22 protein-coding genes are annotated in these 20,243 nt (G+C 40.4%); 19 read left to right on the forward strand and 3 right to left on the reverse strand.

Going from position 1 to position 20,243, the window contains the following annotated elements:
• The first annotated feature begins 479 nt into the window (after positions 1–479).
• A complete protein-coding gene (locus AU377_RS00005) occupies positions 480–815 on the forward strand; it encodes a DUF378 domain-containing protein (protein WP_067402209.1) in 336 nt (111 codons plus the stop codon).
• Positions 816–860: 45 nt separating this feature from the next.
• On the opposite strand, the gene AU377_RS00010 is transcribed toward AU377_RS00005, so the two are convergent.
• On the reverse strand, positions 861–1,106 hold the full coding sequence (locus AU377_RS00010; RefSeq protein WP_067402213.1) for a carboxymuconolactone decarboxylase family protein: 246 nt from the start codon (positions 1,104–1,106) through the stop codon (positions 861–863).
• Between the two features lie 160 nt (positions 1,107–1,266).
• Between AU377_RS00010 and AU377_RS00015 the strand changes: the two genes are divergently transcribed.
• On the forward strand, positions 1,267–2,658 hold the full coding sequence (locus AU377_RS00015) for an L-cystine transporter (protein ID WP_067402216.1): 1,392 nt from the start codon (positions 1,267–1,269) through the stop codon (positions 2,656–2,658).
• A 273-nt stretch (positions 2,659–2,931) separates the two neighbouring features.
• On the opposite strand, the gene AU377_RS00020 is transcribed toward AU377_RS00015, so the two are convergent.
• Positions 2,932–3,213, reverse strand: a complete 282-nt coding sequence (locus AU377_RS00020) for a YgiT-type zinc finger protein (RefSeq protein ID WP_067402218.1) — start codon at positions 3,211–3,213, stop codon at positions 2,932–2,934.
• Between the two features lie 144 nt (positions 3,214–3,357).
• A complete protein-coding gene (locus tag AU377_RS00025) occupies positions 3,358–3,960 on the reverse strand; it encodes a hypothetical protein (RefSeq protein ID WP_067402224.1) in 603 nt (200 codons plus the stop codon).
• Between the two features lie 273 nt (positions 3,961–4,233).
• Between AU377_RS00025 and AU377_RS00030 the strand changes: the two genes are divergently transcribed.
• The 17 genes from AU377_RS00030 to AU377_RS00100 all read left to right on the forward strand — a co-directional run bounded on the left by AU377_RS00030 (position 4,234) and on the right by AU377_RS00100 (position 20,169).
• On the forward strand, positions 4,234–6,465 hold the full coding sequence (locus AU377_RS00030; protein ID WP_067402228.1) for a DEAD/DEAH box helicase: 2,232 nt from the start codon (positions 4,234–4,236) through the stop codon (positions 6,463–6,465).
• Between the two features lie 243 nt (positions 6,466–6,708).
• Complete coding sequence (locus AU377_RS00035; protein ID WP_067402231.1) at positions 6,709–7,785, forward strand: PotD/PotF family extracellular solute-binding protein; 1,077 nt, start codon at positions 6,709–6,711, stop codon at positions 7,783–7,785.
• Positions 7,786–7,876: 91 nt separating this feature from the next.
• Complete coding sequence (locus AU377_RS00040) at positions 7,877–8,869, forward strand: ADP-ribosylglycohydrolase family protein (protein ID WP_067402235.1); 993 nt, start codon at positions 7,877–7,879, stop codon at positions 8,867–8,869.
• Positions 8,870–8,952: 83 nt separating this feature from the next.
• Positions 8,953–9,759, forward strand: a complete 807-nt coding sequence (locus AU377_RS00045; protein WP_067402238.1) for an ABC transporter permease — start codon at positions 8,953–8,955, stop codon at positions 9,757–9,759.
• On the forward strand, positions 9,756–10,541 hold the full coding sequence (locus tag AU377_RS00050; RefSeq protein ID WP_067402244.1) for an ABC transporter permease: 786 nt from the start codon (positions 9,756–9,758) through the stop codon (positions 10,539–10,541). The genes AU377_RS00045 and AU377_RS00050 overlap by 4 nt, the downstream gene beginning before the upstream one ends.
• Positions 10,542–10,553: 12 nt before the next feature.
• The gene (locus tag AU377_RS00055) at positions 10,554–11,618 is read left to right on the forward strand and encodes an ABC transporter ATP-binding protein (protein ID WP_067402247.1); all 1,065 of its coding nucleotides are present in this window, start codon (positions 10,554–10,556) and stop codon (positions 11,616–11,618) included.
• Positions 11,619–11,630: 12 nt separating this feature from the next.
• Entirely contained in the window at positions 11,631–12,569 is a 939-nt protein-coding gene (locus tag AU377_RS00060; protein WP_067402250.1) for a carbohydrate kinase family protein, read from the forward strand.
• A 357-nt stretch (positions 12,570–12,926) separates the two neighbouring features.
• Positions 12,927–13,100 (forward strand): hypothetical protein, encoded by a 174-nt coding sequence (locus AU377_RS15400; RefSeq protein WP_156450338.1) that lies wholly within the window; start codon positions 12,927–12,929, stop codon positions 13,098–13,100.
• Positions 13,081–14,727, forward strand: coding sequence for an SWIM zinc finger domain-containing protein (locus tag AU377_RS00065; RefSeq protein ID WP_067402255.1), 1,647 nt, complete (start codon positions 13,081–13,083; stop codon positions 14,725–14,727). The genes AU377_RS15400 and AU377_RS00065 overlap by 20 nt, the downstream gene beginning before the upstream one ends.
• Positions 14,728–14,869: 142 nt before the next feature.
• Positions 14,870–15,061 (forward strand): hypothetical protein, encoded by a 192-nt coding sequence (locus AU377_RS00070; protein ID WP_067403833.1) that lies wholly within the window; start codon positions 14,870–14,872, stop codon positions 15,059–15,061.
• Positions 15,058–15,273, forward strand: coding sequence for a hypothetical protein (locus AU377_RS15700; RefSeq protein WP_067402257.1), 216 nt, complete (start codon positions 15,058–15,060; stop codon positions 15,271–15,273). Before AU377_RS00070 ends, AU377_RS15700 begins: the two co-directional genes overlap by 4 nt.
• The gene (locus tag AU377_RS15810) at positions 15,266–15,391 is read left to right on the forward strand and encodes a hypothetical protein (protein ID WP_256381686.1); all 126 of its coding nucleotides are present in this window, start codon (positions 15,266–15,268) and stop codon (positions 15,389–15,391) included. Before AU377_RS15700 ends, AU377_RS15810 begins: the two co-directional genes overlap by 8 nt.
• Positions 15,392–15,473: 82 nt before the next feature.
• A complete protein-coding gene (locus AU377_RS00080; protein ID WP_156450339.1) occupies positions 15,474–15,710 on the forward strand; it encodes a hypothetical protein in 237 nt (78 codons plus the stop codon).
• Between the two features lie 140 nt (positions 15,711–15,850).
• On the forward strand, positions 15,851–16,750 hold the full coding sequence (locus tag AU377_RS00085) for a TIGR01777 family oxidoreductase (RefSeq protein ID WP_067402261.1): 900 nt from the start codon (positions 15,851–15,853) through the stop codon (positions 16,748–16,750).
• Between the two features lie 173 nt (positions 16,751–16,923).
• Complete coding sequence (gene pcp / locus AU377_RS00090) at positions 16,924–17,538, forward strand: pyroglutamyl-peptidase I (protein ID WP_067402266.1); 615 nt, start codon at positions 16,924–16,926, stop codon at positions 17,536–17,538.
• 647 nt (positions 17,539–18,185) lie between these two features.
• A complete protein-coding gene (locus AU377_RS00095) occupies positions 18,186–19,145 on the forward strand; it encodes an aminopeptidase (RefSeq protein ID WP_253724356.1) in 960 nt (319 codons plus the stop codon).
• A 37-nt stretch (positions 19,146–19,182) separates the two neighbouring features.
• Entirely contained in the window at positions 19,183–20,169 is a 987-nt protein-coding gene (locus AU377_RS00100) for a tripartite tricarboxylate transporter substrate binding protein (RefSeq protein WP_067402271.1), read from the forward strand.
• Positions 20,170–20,243: the final 74 nt, after the last annotated feature.

The raw sequence follows: 20,243 nt of genomic DNA on the forward strand, positions 1-20,243 counted from the left end.
GAAAGACACCTATATAGAGTGTTCTGTGATTGTTGAGTTTCCAAAAAATACCATTATGAGGCTTTGGTTTCGTGCGGCCAAAAATCGTTTAACTTCGCGTTTGACTTATTTCACATTAAACGCTGTGTAAGACATTGTTCAGGCAATACAATACAATTGCATAAACCAGAATGAAAAAACGATTGTTACGAAATTCTGCGGTTTCTACCGTGTATATTTCTACCGCTTATTGAAACGTCAAAATTGGTGTTGCGCAAGCAATCGTCAAGGAAGAAGACTTCCGCCCAAAGTTAGTAAAAATGTATTAAAGTGCATTTTTGGTAAAAGATAAGTGCGAATCAACGCAATTATCGTTAGGTCATTTTGATAGGTGTCGATCCCTATTCAGTCATTGGAAAGACCGATGTGAAGACGATGCGCCAATCTGCTTACGGTAATTATGGATTCGATTAAACTCTCATTGAAGGAGGCGTTCATGTATGAGTGGGCTTTCACGGATCGCGCTAGCGCTAGTTATTATTGGGGGACTTAACTGGGGTTTGATTGGATTTTTTCGGTTTGATTTAGTTGCGGCCTTATTTGGTGGTCAAGATGCATTTTTGTCTAGGGTGGTCTACGGTCTTGTTGGGATCAGTGCCTTGCTATGTCTTCGTCTGTTGTTTAAACCTAGTGAAGAGATTGACACGGTTAACGACCGGCATTCACGTTACTCCAATCCTAATTTAGGCACAGAATTCGGCGAGGAGCCGGACTTCAGGAAAGAGCGGGACGCTAAATCGAAAAAAGCGAACCGTGATAAGAAAAATGTAAAATGATTACAACAAGAGAACAGCCGCCTCATTCAAGTGGCTGTTCTTTTGTTATTGAACAGTTCCCGTAAAGTCTTCGAGTGCATCTTGCCAAATGGTTATGCCTTGGCCCATAGTAGAATCGCCGCCTAAAGCCGCAGTCACTCCAGTTGCCTCCATCATTTCTTCCTCAGTAGCACCCGCATCCAGGTATCCTTTTGTATGATAGACAATCCAATATTCGTGATGGACATGTACGCCAATAGCGAGTGCGATGAGTTGTTTGTTTTTTGATCCAATTTGCTGTCTTCGAAACACGGTTCAGTGAATGCATTGTTTTTAAAAGAGCTGCTTCAAAAAAATGGATGCCTCACACAATTCCGCCGATTCTATTTCTATTCTACTAAAGCCTACTTGACTTATAGGTATTATTGAATTAAGGTGTATTTAACTGATAAAACAAAAGGAGAATGAGAAAGTGGATACATTGTTGTTGCTGTTAAATATCGCAGGTTTACTGCTGCTTGTCGGAATCCTTTATGGCATGCACCGGAAAAAAGTTTCGTTTTCAAAGCGGGTTTTTACGGGGTTAGGGTTTGGGATTGCGTATGGACTTCTCTTAAACGTTGCGTACGGGACGGACTCGGCGGTATTGGCAGCGTCGATGCCTTGGTTTAATTTAATCGGGGTCGGGTATGTGAAGTTACTCCAAATGATCGTTATGCCGCTTGTGTTCATTTCGATCTTGGCGGCGTTTACGAAAGTGACGATTGGGAAGAACTTCGGGAAAATGGCTGGACTGATTTTAGGACTTCTTGTTGGAACGACGGCGATTGCTGCGGTCGTTGGGATTTCAGCGACGCTTCTTTTCGGTTTGGATGCGTCAGAAATTGTGCAAGGAGAAGCGGAATTGGCACGCGGAGCTTCCATTGAAGAGCGTTCTGCTGAGGTTGCGGAGAAGGCGTTGCCGGATCAGTTGATCGATCTATTGCCTGCGAATCCGTTTTTGGACTTTACAGGCGCACGTTCAACATCAACAATTGCAGTCGTGATCTTTGCGGCATTCCTCGGATTTGCGTATCTTACGCTCGTGAGAAAAGATCAGGAAAATGCGGCTGCTGTGAAAAAAGGAATTGACGCGATTTATTCGCTCATTATGGGTGTTGTTCGGATCGTTCTTCGTTTGACGCCTTATGGGATTTTGGCGATTATCGCACGCACGGTCGCGACGTCAGATTTCGGAGCGATTTATAGTCTTGGGAAGTTTGTCGTTGCTTCGTATATTGCATTGGCCGTCATGTTTGTCATTCATTTGATCATTATTACGATATCTGGCTTAAATCCGGTTACATATGTGAAAAAAGCTGGGGAAGCATTGTTGTTTGCGTTCTCGTCACGGTCAAGTGCAGGAACGCTGCCATTGAATATTGATGCCCAGACGAATCGACTCGGTGTACCGGAAGGGATTGCAAACTTTGCGGGATCATTTGGTTTATCGATCGGGCAAAACGGCTGTGCTGGTATTTACCCAGCGATGCTCGCGGTGATGATTGCACCGACTGTTGGTCAGAATCCGCTGGAGCCGACATTTTTGATTACCTTGATTGCCATCGTGGCGATCAGCTCGTTCGGCGTTGCGGGTGTCGGCGGAGGTGCGACATTCGCGGCGATCCTTGTCTTGTCGGCACTTGATTTACCGGTTGTGTTAGCTGGTTTACTCATCTCCGTAGAGCCGCTCATTGACATGGGACGTACGGCTGTAAACGTCAGCGGTGCCATGACGGCGGGTGTGACAACGGCGCGGGTGACTGGAGAATTGGATACGGAAATGTATAATGAACGATTAGAAAAACAGACAGTTGAAGCATAATAGGGTGGTCGAACAAAACACCGTCGGGAGTGTGGAAGCTCTTGACGGTGTTTTTGATGAATATTTTATTCGGAAAAAGTGCCTATGCGAGAAAATATCCGAACAAGTTTGAAAGAGATTTGGCAAACGATATCGCAATATCTAGGCACATGGCATGTTTGTGTTTGTTTTAGGGGATTTTTGGGCAAATAAAAGCACCTCCAATTAGATAGAACATGTCTAACAATTGGGGTGCTATTTATTTGTGGGTGGCGCACTGAAGTTACTTTCACTTTACTCGTATTTGTATACAACTTCTCCGAGTGTATCATAATTTAATTTCGCTTCTTTAATGGCTTTTACTAATGAACCGGTAGCATACGTTATTTCTTTACAATCTAGACATTGAAAAATGGGCACTCCTTCTATCTCCAACGTCACATTACCATATGCTTTTTTGTAAACTGTTTGGGAAGGAACCATAAACCCGTGGGAACAAGATGAGCATTCTCTTACAGAATCATACTTTTTTAACAATGATTCAATATTTGAGTTTGTCACTAGTGTTACTCCCATTCTAAGCCCTCCTCCGTAAATAATAAGAAATTTTATCCTTATGATCTATATTACCGTTTATGTATATTTTAAACAACATCAAGTCTTATAGCAAGGAGGGATTCTTTTTACTATCAACGTACACAAATAGAGGCCGTAATATACCTAGTTTTTCACTTTTCTTTCCAATATTGTAACGGTTAGAATAGTTTCTTTAGTATCAGAATTCCGATTGAATTCCGACTGGAAACTGATTGCCATCGAACCTTCGTATCCATTATGTTCGCCAGTGACTGTATAACTCATTTTTTTGGAACTTTGACCATCGTTAAAAAATTTAACAACTGCTTTTTCAACTTTTTGGATGTTGCAAAGCAGAGATGTTACTTCTTCAAGCAAGTTTACCTCATCCGATGACCAACCGCGGTCAATTAAAACTTGAGGATTATTCTGACAGTAATCAACTAAAATATGTCCAGAAAGAGAGATGACGTCGTGATCGATACAATAATCCACGTCGTTCTGTGTAATAGCAGCAATTTTCTCTAGGATACTTTGCTTTTGATCATCCTCTAAACTATATCTAATATTTAAGCCGCCCGTTGAGGTATTTATGATTGCGTAATCGGAGGGACGGCGCTCTCCTGCAGTAATTAATTCATCTATATTATGATCATTCAAGGTGATTGAACAATCTATATTGATGCAGAATTTAATGTTATTTTCTCTTGTATAAAAGGAAGCTATTCTACTTTCTGGTTGTAGCATATTTTCACTCCTAGGCTATTACTACCTTTTACATTTTGATTATTATTTAAATTAAGAAATGAAGGGGCTGAGTATCTCATTGCCTACTTTAAACTATATAAAATGAAAGTTCAACGTCATCGCGGCCCCTTGTGTACTAGGTGATTCGGATAAATGCACTTCTTACAGGCACTCATGAATTTTTCTTGAAAAATATCCAAAGACTATGGCTATAATAATAGTGTAAACTATTGCAATTATTAGTTAATAGTCTGCGGAAAGGGGAAGAGTGCGTTGGAGCTTGAGCTATTAAGAAAAGAAAATGAGAACTTAAAAGGTTTGTTGGCGGAAATGATGCCTCGTGATCATACATGTGCTTCTGGCAATATAGTAACCAACCGATCCTCTTCTCAAGACAAAATTCAGTTTTACAAAGAACTATTTAAAGGTCGAACGGATAGATATGCAATTCGGTGGGAGGCGGAGAATGGGCGGCATGGTTATGCACCCGCGCGCGATCATGTCAATCACTTGCTGCCGCTTGAAGATCAGGCTTTATTTGATCATTTAAGCGGTAGGAAAACGATTGGAATCTATCCCTTAATAAACGGGAATCTTTGCTCATTTTTAGCAGTCGATTTTGATAAAGGCAAATGGCAGAAAGATGTACTGGCTTTCGCGGCGACATGCGAACGTTTGAAAGTTCCATGTTCCATAGAGCGTTCGCGTTCCGGCGACGGTGCGCATGTTTGGATTTTCTTTACGAAAGCGATTGTAGCTGCAACAGCTAGAAAGTTAGGCGCGGCTCTATTAAAAAAGACGAAAGAACAACACGACCTATTTGGACTACCTTCGTTTGACCGCCTATTCCCAAATCAAGATGCGATCTTGCATGAGGGATTTGGCAATCTCATTGCGCTGCCGCTGCAAAAGATCCCAAGGCAAAATGGAAATAGCGTATTTGTGGATAAACAATTTCGGCCGTATCCAGATCAATGGATGTTTCTTTCAACGGTTTTGAAAATGACGGAACAAGATATTGAGGCAGCTATTTTGAGGGGCAATGATCCATTCATCTATGAAGGAACCGATCTACAAGCATTGCCCAAAACAATTAACGTGCAATTGAAAAATGGGATTCATATTCCAAAAGAAGGAATGCCCTCTTCGTTGCTTTCTGAAATAATGGACCTAGTGTCTTTTAATAATCCCGGATTTTACAAGGCCCAAGCGAAAAGATTTTCTACACAAGGAATCCCAAGAAAGATTCATTGTGCTGAGGATCACGAGCGTGTACTCGTTTTGCCGCGTGGTTGTTTAGAAGAGTTCACGTCATTTCTTGAACAGAAATCCATCGAAATAGCGCTAGAAAACAATCAATGGGAAGGAGAAAAGATAGCTGCTGATTTTCACGGTACACTGTCCATGCAGCAAGCGGAAGCTGTAAAAGTGTTGAAGGAAACGGAGCATGGCACACTTTCGGCAACGACAGGTTTTGGAAAGACGGTCGTTGCATCGGCAATCATTGCGGAGCGAAAGATCAATACGCTCATTATCGTACACCGCACACAATTAATGAAGCAATGGGTGGAACAGCTATCAACGTTTTTAGGTGTTTCACCAGAGGAAATCGGGCAAATTGGCGGAGGGAAACAGAAGATTACTGGAAAAATCGATGTCGCAACGATCCAGAGTTTAAATTATGGGGGACGGTTGAAATCATTTATTGCCCAATATGGACAAGTCATTGTCGACGAATGCCATATTATCTCTGCGGTTACGTTTGAAAAAGTGCTGAGACAAATTCGACCTCGATATGTGTTAGGATTGACAGCTACCCCTAAACGAAAAGATGGCATGGATCCGATTATACGCATGCAATGCGGGCCGATTCGCTATACAGTGGATGCGAAATCTCAGGCACAAGTTCGTCCATTTCGCCACAGGCTCGTTGAAAGAAAAACGAATTTTCGTACGAATAAAACGAGTTTTCATGACATTTATGCGGATCTTGCTGTTAATTCGAAAAGAAATGAGCAAATATTCAATGATGTGTTAGGTTGTTTGGAAGAAGGACGTTCACCGATTATATTGACGGAGCGTTTGGAGCATTTGGAAATTTTGAAAGAACAATTTCGAGGCTTTGTTAAAAATATCGTTGTATTGGCAGGGAATATGGGGAAAAAGGATCGGAAAAGAGAACTCGAACGGTTAGTGTCGATCGGCGAGGATGAAGAGCGGCTTGTTATTGCAACCGGTAAATATATCGGAGAAGGTTTTGACGATGCGAGACTCGACACATTGTTTTTGACAATGCCTATTTCATGGAAAGGAACTTTACAACAATACGTCGGGCGCCTTCATCGGTATTACGACAGTAAGCAAGAAGTACGGGTTTATGATTATGTGGATCATCAAGTTCCGATGCTACAGACAATGTATGAGAAACGAATTGTCGGCTATAAAAGTATGGGCTATCAACTAGAAGATGGTGCGCAGACGAGTGAGCAGATGAGGTTGTTTTGAAAAAGGTGCCTGATCCCGCGAATTGAAATTTGTGGGATCAGGCACCTTTTACTTTTTCAGTTATTCTGGGAGTTCATTTTTGAAAAACTTGTACATGCATTCGCCTGTGCGTATAATTTGGAATATTGGAGTATTATGAGTTTTCATAAAGGAGTGGTTTTATTCGCAGTGAAGTGGTACATGGACCGAATATAGCGTTGAAGATGTTACGAAAAAAGTAATGAATAAGGGAAGGTAAAAACGATGAAAAACAAAAAAATAGTAAAAATAATGACCTTATTGTTAAGTTTAGCTGTCATTTTTGTGTTTTCGGGTTGTGCCAATAAGAAAACTGCTGATGGCGACAAACCGAAGTTGGTTGTAGTGAACTGGAAAGATCACGGATCGGATAGTAAGGAAGCGATTGAACAATTTGAGGCGATTTGTAATTGTGAAGTCGTACATCAGTATATGGCTTCCGAGGAGGAATTGCTGACCCAATTGCGTACAGTTGGGCCGGAGCTGGATGTTGTACTGCCCAACTCCTCCATTTTAGTGACTGCGATGGAAGAAGGTTTACTAGAGGAAATTGATACGACGACGCTTGAAAATTATCAATATCTAAATGAAGAGCTTACAACATTACCGGAAATGTCTCTGGATGGGAAAGTCTATGCAATTCCATGGGTTTGGGGATCGACTTCTATTGCCTATAACACTGAGCTCATTGACGAAGAGATCGATTCAATCCAAGTGCTTTTTGATGAGAAATATAAAGGGAAATTGGCCATACGGGATGATTTTAATGATGCAGTGATGATTGCTGCGATTGCGCTTGGTGAAAAAGATCCGAATCATCCGTCTGACTTGGATGCGATCAAACAAACCTTATTAGATCAAAAACAATTAAATAAAACGTACTGGAAGACGGGTGAAGAATTTGCCCAATTATTTTCAAGTGAACAAATAAGCGTTGCCCTCGCTTGGAGTGGTCAATCTTCTGATATGACAAAAGAGGGGCAGCCGCTCAAGTATATCGTTCCAAAAGAAGGTGCGATCGGCTGGGTAGATACGTGGGCGATTGTAAAAGACAGTAAAAACAAGGAAATCGCTAAACAATTTATCGACTTTATGATTAGTACGGAGTGGCAGACAACTTTGGCGAAAGATTATGGGTTAGGGCCTGCGAATAGAGAGACGTTAGACCAGCTCGATCCGCAATTTTTGACTGACAATAATATGGATAAAGAAACATTGGAGAAACTTCATTTTATTTCTTTCCATACAGACGAAGAAAAAAGGGCTTGGAATGATCTTTGGCAAGAGGTAAAAGCAAGATAAGATCCATTCAATCAGGGCTGTCCTAGAAGTGCCTGGCTCTTCATTTTAGGACAACCCTGATTATTTATTAGAGATCAAGGAGGAATCAATAATGGTGAAAAATAAAGTCATTGGCAGTCTCGTAGGCGTTGCATTAGGAGACGCCATGGGGATGCCGTCTCAGCTATGGCCGCGTGAAAGAGTGAAAGCGCATTTCGGAAAAATAGACGGTTTTTTACCTGGACCGGACGAACATCATATTGTAAAAGGATTTAAAGCGGGGACATTTACAGATGATACTGGGCAGGCGCTTAAAATATGTGAATCATTGATTCAAAATGACGGGGTTGTTAAACCGGAAGCCATTGCGTATGCCATACTGGACTGGGTGGAAGAGCAACATTTATTTGATAAAAATAGTATTCTCGGGCCAAGTTCAAAGGTAGCGCTTATGAAAATAAAAAATGGAACACCTGTAACTGAAGCAGGTGGGGCGGGAGATACAAATGGTGCGGCAATGCGAATTGCTCCAATTGGGATGATTAGTAAATCAGATGATATCAAACGATTAGTCGATCACGTCGAGCAAGCAAGTTTAGCAACGCATAATACAAATATCGCAATCGCAGGTGCTGCGATGTTAGCGGGGGCTCTTTCAGCGGCGATCGATGGAGATGATTGGGACGGTATATTAGAAAAAGCCTATCTTGCCTATGATGAAGGTTTTACAAGGGGCAATATCATTTATGGCCCGTCCTCGAAAGAAAGACTGAAACTAGCCTTGAAATGGATTGAGGAAGAAAAAGATGAGGAAAAGTTGATGGATCAATTGTATTATGTCTTAGGCTCGGGTGTTCACACAACGGAATCCGTACCCGTCGCAATTGCTCTCGCGTATTATGCAAAAGGGGATGCTGTGAAAGCTTCTATTCTTGCTGCGAATTTGGGTGGAGATTGCGATACGGTTGGAGCGATGACCGGCGGATTGTGCGGGGCTTATTCTGGCATTGAAGGAATCCCTAGTGAATATGTGCAAATACTAGAAGAAGTCAATGGAGTTAACCTAACAACGATTGCAACGAAGCTTTTTGCTTATCGTCAATAAAAAATGTTAATGAAACTACATCGAATGCTCATGTGGTTTCATTAACTTGTCTTGGACTGATTAATTATACGGGGAGGGACATCATGAATAGAAAAATTTTGTTAATTAGCCCTTCAGTACTGTTATTATTTTTGTTTGCCATTGCACCCTTATTCATCATGGTGTATTTCAGTTTATTATCTGATACGGGTGCTTTTACATTGGAGAATTACACGAAGTTTTTCAGCAAAGATTTCTACTTATTACTCACTTGGAAAACGATTCGTTTAAGTTTACTTGTCACACTCATTTGTATACTGATCGGTTATCCCTTGGCCTATATCATTGCGAAATTGATTCAAAAAGGGAAAAACATGCTGCTTGTACTCCTCGTTATTCCTTTATGGACAAGCCAACTATTAAGAGCGTATTCATGGTTTAATTTATTAATCGAAGATGGTGTTTTACAGTTCTTCCTGGGCGGCATGCCTGTGAATATATTGTATACGCAGACCGCTGTCATTCTGTCATTGGTCCATATATTTCTGCCAATTATGGTCATCACCATCTATATGTCTTTAGAAAAGTTGGATGATTCCCTATTAGAAGCATCTCATTCTTTGGGCGCTACATCGCTGGAAACATTTAGACGGATCATTTTACCTTTAAGTAAACCGGGGATTATCGCGGGAAGCATCTTAGTATTCGTTCCAAGTTTGGGTGTATTCGTTGAACCGCGAATTTTAGGCGGTGTCAATGGTTCGGTGATTGGAACAGTTATTGAAGACCAATTCTTTGAAATTCATGGATGGAATTTCGGAGCGGCGATCGCTGTTATTTTGTTACTCATTGTTGTGCTGTCGATTGTGATATTGAACAGATTCAATAGAGAAAGGGTAGAAGAAGGATGATGAAGAAGCTATTTGTTCGCGGCTATACCCTGGTGATATTCTCTTTTTTATACTTGCCCATTATGATTTTAGTTCTTATGTCTTTCAACGAGTCGAAGTATGGCACGCTTCCTTTTTCGTTTAGCTTGAAATGGTACAAAGAACTTGCGAATAATACCAATTTAATAAGCGGAGCGATGAACAGTATTTATGTTGCGGGCATTACCGCCATCGTATCTGTCATACTGGCGACGATGCTCGTTTCCGCAATGGTGAAATCCAGATCTAAATGGAGTAAAATGTTAAATTCGTTGTCTATATTGCCATTAACAATCCCATGGATTATTTTAGGCTTAGCATTATTACTTTTATTAAATGCACTTGGGTTAACCCGTAATTATTTTATACTTGTGATGGGACATGTCATCGTTTCTTTCCCCTACGCTGTCCTTGTCATTAAGGCGCGTTTTCAAGAAATGGACTTTTCGATTCAGGAAGCATCGAATACGCTTGGTGCGAGTAGATGGACGACTTTTGTAAGAATTACGCTGCCGATGATTTACCCTGCATTATTGGCTGGGGCGCTTCTTGCATTTATGATTTCGATCGATAACTTCATTATCTCTTACTTTTTACTTCCGGTAGGCGGTACGATGTTGCCTGTTGAAATTTATTCATCCATTAAATACGGCTTTACACCTGAAATTAATGCATTATCTACAATTATTATCACGGGTACCATACTAATTATTTTGCTGCTCGTCAGCATTATGCGATCTTCATTGAAGAGTCTATTTAAATAGGGGGATTAATTCATGTCTTATTTATCTATTAAGAACTTAACGAAAACGTATGGCGGAAACGACGTGTTAAGGGATGTATCGTTTGAATTAGAAAAAGGAATGTTTCTTTCTTTACTAGGTCCGTCTGGTTGTGGGAAAACAACCATTTTACGTATTATCGCGGGGTTAGTGAAGGCTGATGAAGGCGTCGTTTCTATTAATAATACCGTCATCGATCACTTACCGCCAAATAAGAGAGATATGGGTATTGTCTTCCAAAGTTACGCACTTTTCCCGCATATGACAGTGGAACAAAATATTGCCTATGGTCTAGAGCAAAGAAAAATGAGCAAAAGTCATATTCAAAACGCGGTGAAAGAAGCCATTCATATGGTTCAACTTGAAGGATTTGAACATCGCACACCGAAACAGCTTTCCGGTGGACAACAGCAACGTGTCGCTTTAGCGAGGGCGATGATTATTCAACCGAAATTACTGCTGTTAGATGAGAGTTTAAGCGCATTGGACAAAAAGCTTCGAATGGAGATGCAAGTTGAACTTCGCCAAATTCAAAAAAAGAGCGGGATCACCACTGTATTTGTTACGCATGACCAAGATGAAGCCATGACGATGTCCGATCAAATTGCATTAATGAGTAAGGGAAAGATTGAACAAATAGATACACCTAAAAATATTTATAACAAACCCGTCAACCAATTCGTTGCAAATTTTTTGGGTAAATCCAATACCTTTACCGGACAGGTCGTTGAGAAAAGGGTGGATCAGTATCTATTGAAGATGAACAACGGTGCTATTCTTCAACTGCCTTCGACGCAGCTAATGGAAGTGGGGAAAAGTTATACATTAATCATTCGCCCCGAAAAAATACATATGTTTCCAATGAGAGAAGAAAATTCTCTTCAAGGAATTGTTAAATTTTGTACGTATACAGGCAGTTTTTCGGAGTACTTAGTAGACGTTGCGGGGCAAGAATTTACGGTGCAGCAGCAAAATAGATCCAATGAGAAAAGTTATTCGATTGGAGAGGAAGTGTGGATTCGTTGGGATGCGATAGATACATTGGCGATCAATCAATAAGAGGTGATCAAAATGGCTGACCAAAATCATGTATTAATTTTCGGCGGCATTATTATAGACCGTTATATTGTTGTGGAGAAATATCCATCCCTGGGTCAAGATACTCTTATAAAAGAAGAATTCGAAAGGATCGGTGGATCTGCAATAAACGTCGCTTTTACATTGAAAAACTTACAGTGCACACCGAGTCTTATTTCGGCTGTCGGTGCTGATGAAAATGGGGACAAGATCATAAGCTACTTGCAAGAAAAAAATCTACCCTCCTCTGGCATTCATAAATTGCCTGCTAGTACGACGGGTTACTGTTATACGGTACTTGATGAAACGGGAGAACGAACTTTCTTTTCCAGACGGGGAGCTGAAAGTGTTTTTATGCCAACTATGGTGAATAAGCAATTGAAGGAAGCCGCATATGCTTATGTGACAGGCTACTATTTGCTCGATCCGTCAAACAGTCATCAGATCGTAAAAACATTAAACGAATTGAAGAATAATGGATGTACAATCCTCTTTGACCCAGGTCCGTTAGTGGATCATATTGAGGTGGAAATTCTTTTGAAGATGATGTCGATTTCTAAAATAATCACGCCGAACACAGATGAGCTGGATCAAATTACGGCTAGACTGGGGATTGAAAGACCATTCAGTCAATGGTGTTTTGATGAAGGAATTGAAGTCGTCATGATCAAAAATGGGCGTGCCGGAATGAAATTGTGTACGCAGTCTGGTGAAGTCCAAATCCCTGCCTATGATGTGGAAGTAGTGGATACATCCGGTGCCGGAGATAGTTTCGCCGGCGGTATCATTGCCGGGCTCATTCATGGGTATGACTATGAAGATTGTGCGAAAATTGCAAGTGCTTGCGGGGCTGTTACGACAACGGTTAAAGGTCCGCATGGTAATTTTTCTTGGCGGGATATTGAGCGGTGCCTGCGAGATAAGCCATTCTAATCATAAACTGTAATTGCATGAATGAGAATAATAGGTTATTTAGAATGAGATTTGGTAATTTTCTTAATGTATTTTCATCCGAATTTCCGAATCGTCACAAATCTGCTTTGCACAAGTACCTGAAAATAATGATGAAACGGCGCCTTTTTCCACTAATTGAAATTGTGGGAAAGGCGCTTTTTTCTTTTTTTATATGGGGCGGGTGAAGCGAAAGAATATCTATTATAATAGAATTACAAAAGTTTAATCTTCCTAATGATACGCGAATGATCAGACGAGCACGGGTAACATTTAGAACATGAATAACCGACGGAGGATTCGAATGAAGAAGAAAAAAGGAAGGAATCGAAAAAAGAGATGTATGATGATGAATTCGGCCAGGACGAGCAATTCTTTTTCATAGCAGGATATACGGAGGGCGGTGCGCCTTATGGTATTTCGTGGGAAGAAGCATATGCTGAGGGATTAGTGGAAGAAGAAAACACGCAAAATGAAGAAAGGGGAAAGCGTGATGAATCTTTACCATTTTGAAGATGAAGTGAATTCTATCATTGTCGATCGCGGATTGGATTATTATGAATCGGGAAGTATTGCCGATCTTGTGTATGTTAGCGATGGTAGATATCGTGCACTAGTCGAGGGGACAGATATGTATGTAATTTACATTCAAATCGATGAAAAAGGGAATATCCTCTCCTCAGATTGTGGGTGTCCGTATGATGGTGGCCCGGTGTGCAAGCATGAGGTAGCAGTCTATTACGAATTAATTGACCAGCTGGAGGGAAGTGGTCAAGTTGAAGATGCGAGGTTGAGAGTGACTAGTAATAGGCCGGAGTTAAAGGTGGTTCTCGAAAATTTACCACATGAAAAATTAGTTGAAATTTTAGTGGAGTTAGCCGCCGGTGACCCAGTATTACGAGATAAACTGATTTTTAGTTATGTAAAGCTTGAAGATGAACAAGAAGTGTACCAGTGCAAACGGCTGATTGATTCGATTGTTCGAAGATATAAGGGGAAAGAAGGGTATATTACATATCGATATACGGGCGATTTTGCGGAAGAATTGTCTGTTTTGCTGGATAAGATCGAGACGTTGGAAAATCCTCTCGTTGCCATTGAAATTTCCGAATTATTAATGGGCGAAGCGATTGAAGCCCTTCATTATACGGATGATTCTGATGGGGATATCGGCGGGTTACTTGACCAGACGATTGAAATGATGAATCATGTTGTGACTGTCCAGACAGACCCAACGAAGCAAAAGATGTTGTTGGACAAAATTCTTCAATTAACGAAAGAACAGTACTTTGAAGACTTTGAAATTGAATTGCTGGATATATGTGTTAGGCTTGCGGTGACGGAAGAATTACGGAGCGTGTTGATGAATGAATTGCAAACAAGGCTCATGCCTTCTATCGAACGGCGCACCGATCATTATGCGAATGAACGAATTTTGAATTTGATGTATGACATCATGGAAACGCATGGCTCGACTGAGGAAGCATTGCAGTTTTTACATGACAACGTGAAATATTCATCATTTCGGGAACGACTAATGCAACATGGAATGGATGAAGGAAATTATGAAAATGTCATCGCGCTCGCCTTCGCAGGTGAACGACAGGATCGTGACTATCGCGGTTTGCTAACGCGATGGAAAAAATGGCGATATGAAGCGTATAAACAATTGAAATCTTCAAAAGAACAAAGCAAAATGGGACGCGAGCTTTTGAAGGAGGGGAATTTTGAGTACTATTGGGATTTGAAGGAACTTGCCGCAGGTGATGAAACTGCTTTATATGAACAGTTGAAAAAAGAATTAGCTATAAACCATCATCGGATGTATCTGCAATTGATAGAAGCTGAGAAGGATATAGATGCCTTATTGGACTATGTTCACAAAAATCCATCGACAATTGAACAGTATATGGAATACTTACTAGATGATCATGAAGAAACAGTGATTCACTTATTTGAAGAACATATCAAAATAATGGCAGAGGCTGCATCCAATCGAAGTCGGTATAAGGAAGTATGCCAAGCGCTAAGACGGTTCCAGAAAGTTGCGGGAAGTGAAATGCAATCGCAATTGGTGGAAGAATTGGAAACTGCATACAAAAGACGTCCTGCTTTTTTGGATGAGTTGGGTAAGATATAGCGTAAATCGGTATAAGAATGGGTCTGCATGTGTATCCGCTTTGTTAGGTTATTTGCTGTATAGAATTCTCCTGTTATAATTGAACAATAGACGTAGTTCATGCGCATAAGGATAGTATTATTTAAAGGTGGTGTATATTTTGTTGGAAGAACAAAGCAACGTTTCCGAGAGAAAATTTGGTTGGGTTGACAAATGGGCTAAAATGACGGGTGAACGGGCAATGATCGATGCAAAAGCAAATAATACTTATATCGTATATGAAAAAAACGGTAAACTTGTAAAAGAATTTCCGAACGGTGATGTAGTACCTTTATATAAAGATGGTGAATCATGATGCACAAACATAGACCTATGTTTTTTGTGTTTGCGGATAATAACGGTAGTGGGAAGAGTACATTACGAAGTTTAATTGTAGATAAAATTGGTATTGATATTAATATTGATCCAGATGCTATTGCAAGGAAAATCTATTCGGAAAATCTATTCGGAAAATCCCGAAACCAAGAGATTTACGGCGGGAAAAGAAGTAATAAAATCGGTGAATGAGTATATAAAAGAAGGTGATGATGGTGAAATCGTTATGGAAATTAATAATGGCAAGATCGCTTTTGAATCAGAGATTCTACCATCACGGGTACTTCCTGTTGTCGAACGATTTAAATGACAATTAATGATTAGGCCTAGGAAATAAATGATAGAAAGGTGCCTTGTTCTTTTGACTAATGTTAAGGGGGGGATGAACCATGATGAGTGACAATAAAAATATGGCGGACATGCTGCTACAAAGTCTTTATGATTATCATTTCGCGAATAACGGAGGAAGTTATACGTTGCCTAAAGCAATGTTAGATGCCGACGCAAATAGCAAACTTGCCATTGAAAATCTTATCGAAAACGGATATGCCGCAGACAACGGCCAAGGATCAGATAGTCTGGTATTATCCATAACGGCACAAGGTATCGATTATATAAAAAATAAATAACTGACAAAACAAAGGAACGTCCACTGGGCGTTCTTTTTTCATGGTGAAAACGGTGGAGGCTACATATGCTTCGCGTAGGCATCCAAAGTTAGCAAGCAATCGTCTTAATGATAAGACTATAAATGAAACGAGTGATAGACATGAATAAGAAGGTAGTCATAGCGGGTGGAACGGGCTTTATCGGTCGATATTTAGAAGAGAGATTTATAGAATTGGGCTATGAAGTCATCATTATTTCAAGACAACCCCAACACTTTTCGTGGACGGATCACACACGAATCGCTGCAGCTTTGGAGGGGGCAGAAATGCTTATCAATCTTGCGGGGAAATCCGTCAACTGCCGTTACAATGCGAAAAATAGGAAAGAAATTTTACAATCACGAACGGAAACGACCGAACTACTTGGACGCGCGCTGTTAAACTGTAAAAATCCACCTCCGTTATGGATCAATTCAAGTACGGCAACGATTTATCGGCATGCGGAAGATCGGCCGATGACCGAAGAAAAAGGCGAGATTGGGACGGGTTTTTCGGTAGATGTAGCCAAAGCATGGGAAAAATCATTCTTTTCTTTCCAACTGCCCCAGACAAGACAAGTTGCTTTAAGAATGACAATTGTGCTTGGCAAGGAAGGGGGCGTAATGGAACCTTACCGTAACTTAGTAAAATTTGGACTTGGCGGGGTTCAAGGTTCAGGTAATCAAATGTTTAGTTGGGTTCATATCGAAGATGTGTTTCGAATGATACGATTTCTTCAAAAGAATAAAGAATTAAGCGGGATCTTCAATTGTTCAGCACCCGATCCCGTCACGAATCGAGCATTCATGACGCAATTACGAAAAATCATGAACCAAAAGATCGGCTTCTCATCGCCAAAATGGATGCTTGAAATGGGCGCGGTTTTTATGCGAACAGAGACGGAATTGGTTTTGAAAAGTCGTTGGGTTGTACCAGAGAGGTTGGAGAAAGAAGGATTTCAGTTTATGTTTGATACAATTGAGAAAGCTCTTCAACAAATACTGAAAAGTCCGAGTGGTTGATGAGGAACAGTAGGACTAAACTGTTGAGTAAGTATCTCATTCCAAACACTCATGTAAAGTAGAACCATTAAATTAATTTACTCAACAGTTGGCAGATACTGCAGCAAGGACTAAAGATGATAAAATGGAATGGGAAATAGGAAGGAAAACTAGCTGAAAGCAGGTTGAAATAAATGAAAAAATTACTTCTAACAGGATTCGAACCCTTTTTGGACTATACAGTAAATCCAACGATGAAAATTGTTGAAGAGCTAAACGGTCAACAAATTGGTGATTATAAAATTTATGGTGAAGTGTTGTCTGTCGATTTTATGTCTTCAGGAAAACAACTTCTTGAACAGATCGAAAGACACCAGCCGGACGCGGTCATTTCGCTTGGATTGGCGGGTGGACGTTATAAAATGACACCGGAACGGATTGCGATTAATGTGAAAGATGGCGAACCAGATAATTTTGGGAATCAGCCGGTTGATGAAACGATTGAGGAACAGGGAGAGCCGGCGTATTTGTCGACTTTGCCTGTGAGGGAAATGGTCAATCGTTTGCTTGAAGTTGGATTGCCCGCCGAAATTTCAAACACAGCGGGTACGTATCTTTGCAATAATGTCATGTATGAAGGACTGCATTACGCGGCGACACAACGGCCGTCGATGAAATCTGGATTTCTGCATATTCCTGCTTCCCATGAGCTTGCGATTCAACATGGCAAAATCCCGAGCTGGTCGCATGAAGATTTGAAAAAAGGCGTGGCGGTTTGTATTGAAGTGTTATCTGCGGATGAAGCATAAGAAAAGGTTGATTTCGAAGGCGATGGTGACTAGGGAGCAATCGATTCAGTTTTAATTTGACATACTTTAATAAATACAAAACAAAGCCAAGTTATGATTGTCTTCAAAGCTTTTTTTAAGTAAATTTCTAGCTTATACAAAATAAAGATATTCTAGAAATAAGCTAGTCAGAAACTAAAAGTAGATTAGTTTAGATTAGAAATAACCGTCAAGATTGTAGACGGTTATTTCTTTTTTTGCGGTAATTATATTCATCCCGACTATATGCCATGCCTGTTAATAAACTAATTCCAAATCAATCCATGCACTCGATATAATTCGGCTAGCGAGATTAAGTTCTGATCCCATTTTTAAGGACCGTTAAATAAATCAAATTAAACTTTTTCAATTTATCATACGGTTATCCTTTGGTTATAACTGTTTATTACAATCGATCATTTATATTATTCTGGGAAAGACGGGAAATAAAAGTTTCAAAACCTGTTAAAAGTCGATCACTATGAGCTTCAGTAATTATTTATTAAATTAAATGAATACCTTTTTGTATATTCTATAGAATATAGCATTGACATTCTGTTAGTAGTAAGTAATAATAGTCGCAAGAGGTAGAATAAAAAGAAAACTTGGAGGAGATAGAATTGAAGAAGATGTTAATGGCTAAAGGGGCAAAGCAAGTAGTTGAGGTTTGTGCAAAAGTTAAGGAAAATGAAAGCGTTGTCATTGTAACAGAACCAAAAACTATGTCGATCGCAGAGAGTATCGCGGCTGCCGTTACTGCAGTGGGTGCTGAACCAACTGTAACTGTAATCACACCGAGACAGTCGGACAGCGCCGAGCCACCAGCAACCGTGGCAGCAGCAATGAAGGAAAGTGATGTGTTTATCAGTGCTGTGTATACGTCTATTACACATACATACGCAGTTAAAAATGCTGTTCAAAACGGTTCAAGGGGTATCATGCTAACACAATTTGAAGACCACATGTTAATTGACAGTGGAGTGCTAGCAGATTTTCCAAAAGCGGCACCAACTTGTGAGGCAGTAGCCAAAGCCCTAGAAAATGCTGAAACGATTCATCTTACAACGAAATATGGGACTGATTTAACAATGTCAGCTAAAGGAAGAAAAAGTAATGCTATGACAGGGATGGTTAAAAGTGGACAATTTGCTCCAGTTCCGACAATTGAAGCGAATGTATCACCTCTTGAGGGGACAGCAAACGGAACCATTGTCACGGATGCGAGTATCCCTTACATTGGAATTGGCATTTTAAAAGAAAATGTTGTAGCAACAGTTAAAGACGGAATGATTACATCAATTGAAGGTGGTCACGAAGCCAAAATTTTAGCAGAAGATTTGGCATCTAAAAACGATCCGTACGTGTACAATATTGCGGAAATTGGTGTTGGTCTGAACCCGCGTTGCAAATTTAACGGTTTAATGCTTGAGGATGAGGGAGTATTCGGATCAGTTCATATCGGAATTGGTTCTAGCATTACTCTTGGAGGGGAAATTAAGGCTGCATGTCATTACGACTTGATCATGACAGGGGTTACGCTTGTTGCTGACGGTGTCACAATCATTCAAGATGGAGAAGTCTTATTGTAATTAAATAGTAGGAAAAAGTCGAAAGGGGGAAATGAAATTGAAAAAGCTACGTTCGTTACTTATATTCACCTTGATCGCAATATTGTTGGCTGCATGTTCAAATACGTCCGACACTTCCGAAAAGGCAGAGGCTAGCGGCGGCGAATATCCTAAAAAGACATTAAACGTTGTTATTCCATTTGGTCCCGGCGGAGGAACGGATTTGTATCTTCGTAAAATCATGGAAATTATGCAGAAAGAAAAAATCTACACGGAAAATATAAAAATTGAAAACCGTGAAGGTGGTAGCGGTGCTGTTGGCTGGGGGTTCCTAGTTACGAAAAAAGGTGATCCATACTATGTAGCACCAACAAGTGGTAGCTTTTTTACAACACCCCTAGTATCAAACACAAGCTTTACTTATGAATCTTTTACGCCGATTGCTTTAATGGGAGCAGATGATTTGTTTCTTCTTGTTAAAGAAGATGCAAAATATAATACACTCGAAGAATTTATAGAAGCCGCGAAAAGCGGAAAACGCATGAAGATCGGCGGTGTTGGACAAGTAAGTGATGAAATGATTGTTCCTAACCTTTTAGCCAAAGAAGCAGGATTTGAATTTGACTATGTACCTTTTCAAGGTGCTGGTGAACTAACAGGAGCTTTATTATCAGATAGCCTGGACGCGATTGTTGGAAACCCAGCAAGATCACTTGGACAAATTAAAGGTGGCCTGATGAAACCACTAGCATTCTCCGGTATGGAACGATTGCCCGAAATGGAAGATGTTCCAACCTATACAGAGTTAGGCTATGACGTGAATCTATCCCAACCACGCGGCATTATCCTTGCGGGCGATGTTGACCAAGAAGTACAAGATTGGTGGATTGATGCGATGAAAAAAGTCTCTGAAACGGAAGAATGGAAATCCTATTTGAAAGACAACGGTATGTCTGAATATCTATTATTCGGCGATGATTTTGCTACTTTCTTAGAAGAAACGAATACTAAATTCAAAAATTCATTAGAAGACACAGATAATTAATAAGAAACGGATAGGGACTCTGTCTTAAAAGACAGAGTTTCTTTTTCAAAAAGTATATAGAAGGAGGGTGGGTC

The organism is Sporosarcina sp. HYO08 (genome assembly GCF_001563475.1).
Classification (GTDB): domain Bacteria; phylum Bacillota; class Bacilli; order Bacillales_A; family Planococcaceae; genus Sporosarcina.